Raw genomic sequence first — 1,629 nt, 5'->3', positions numbered from 1 at the left:
GGGGCTCGGCGGCGTCCACGGGACGGTACGCCACCAGCACACCGGTCGGCCGGTCCCGGCCCCGCCCGCCCGCCTGCTGACCGCCCTCGACCCGGGCCTGACCGGCCTCTACCCGGCCTGGCGCAGCGCCACCGCCCCGGCCGCCGGCCCGCTGCTGCGCGCCCTGTTCGCGATGCGCGTCACCGCCGCCCCCTTCGGCGCGAACGCCCCCCTCAAACCGGTCCAGGACGCCCGCGGCCGCGTCATCCGCACCGCCGACTGGCCGCTGACCGGCGCCGCGCTGGCGAGCATGCGCGTGGTGTACGACCCCGCGGGCAGGACACCGGTCCGCGCCGAGTTCCAGTACGTCGAGGGCAGCAGCTCCGACCAGCGCGCCGAGAACCTGCCCGCCACCCAGCCGGTCACCTTCACCCTGGGACCCGGCCAGGTCGACCTGTCCACACGCGCCGCCCGCGACCACGAGCTGAGCTGGCTGACCCGCCGCCCGGCCGCCGCCGAGGAACCCGGCGTCACCGCCCGCCTGCACGCGGGCCTGCCCGAGGGCGGCCTCTTCGTCTCCCGGCCCGAGGACGACGGCACCGTCCACATCGCGCTGACCGACGGCACCGCCGAGCAGTTCTCCCTGAAACCCGGCGGCAGCAGGCAGTTCACCCACGGCGAGTACCAGGTGAGCGTCACCTACACGGTCGGCGGCACCGAACCGAACGTCGAGATCGTCATCGCGAGCAAGCCCGCACCCCTCAACCGCCGCATCCTGCAACTGGACAGCGTCCAGGACGGCATCGCCGTCGGCAGCTGGGTCGCGATCGAGCGCCCGGCCAAGGGCACCGGCGTCCCGGGCGACGCCGCACTCGCCTTCGTCACCACCCAGGTGACGGCGGTCCGTACGGCGGCCTACAGCAACTACGGCATCACCGGCCGCGGCACCGAACTCACCCTGGCGGACCCCTGGCTGGACGAGTTCGACGTCCTGCTCTCCCACATCCGCGACACCACCGTGCACGCGGCGGGCGAGCCACTGCGCCCGGCCGACGAGCCGCTCGGCGAGGACGTGCACGGCAACGAGATCGAACTCGCCGAGCTGTACGACGGACTGCGCCCCGGCCGCACCCTCCTCGTGAGCGGTGAACGCACCGACGTACCCGGCGCGCGCGGGGTCACCGCCGGCGAGGTGGTCACCGTCGCCGCCGCCGACCCGGCCGTCGACCCCGCCCTCCCCGGCGACCACGTCCACACCCGCCTCACCCTCACCACGAACCTGGTCCACCGCTACCGCCGGGCGAGCGTGCGCGTCCTCGGCAACGTCGTCGAGGCCACCCACGGCGAGAGCCGCGAGGAGGCCATCGGCAGCGGCGACTCCGACCGCGTCAACCAGACCTTCGCCCTCTGGCAGTCCCCGCTGACCTGGCTCGCCGCCGACAACCCCCTCGGCGCCACCCCCGTCCTGGAGATCCGCGTGGACGGCGTGCTCTGGCACGAGGTCGACAGCCTCGCCGGACGCGGCCCCACCGAGCGCGTCCACATCACCGGCACCGCCGCCGACGGCCGCACCACCGTGACCTTCGGCGACGGCGTCCACGGCGCCCGGCTGCCCAGCGGACACGAGAACGTGCGCGCCCGCTACCGCTT

Annotated in this window: 1 protein-coding gene; it reads left to right on the top strand. The window is 75.0% G+C overall.

Annotation, left to right across the window (positions count from 1 at the left end; translation table 11 throughout):
- Positions 1-1,629: baseplate J/gp47 family protein (locus FRZ03_RS33590; protein WP_464862736.1), on the top strand; the 1,629-nt coding region annotated here is incomplete at both ends.

This window comes from Streptomyces misionensis (genome assembly GCF_007896895.1).
Lineage (GTDB): Bacteria > Actinomycetota > Actinomycetes > Streptomycetales > Streptomycetaceae > Streptomyces > Streptomyces misionensis_A.
This window is presented reverse-complemented; position numbering and strand designations above follow the sequence as displayed.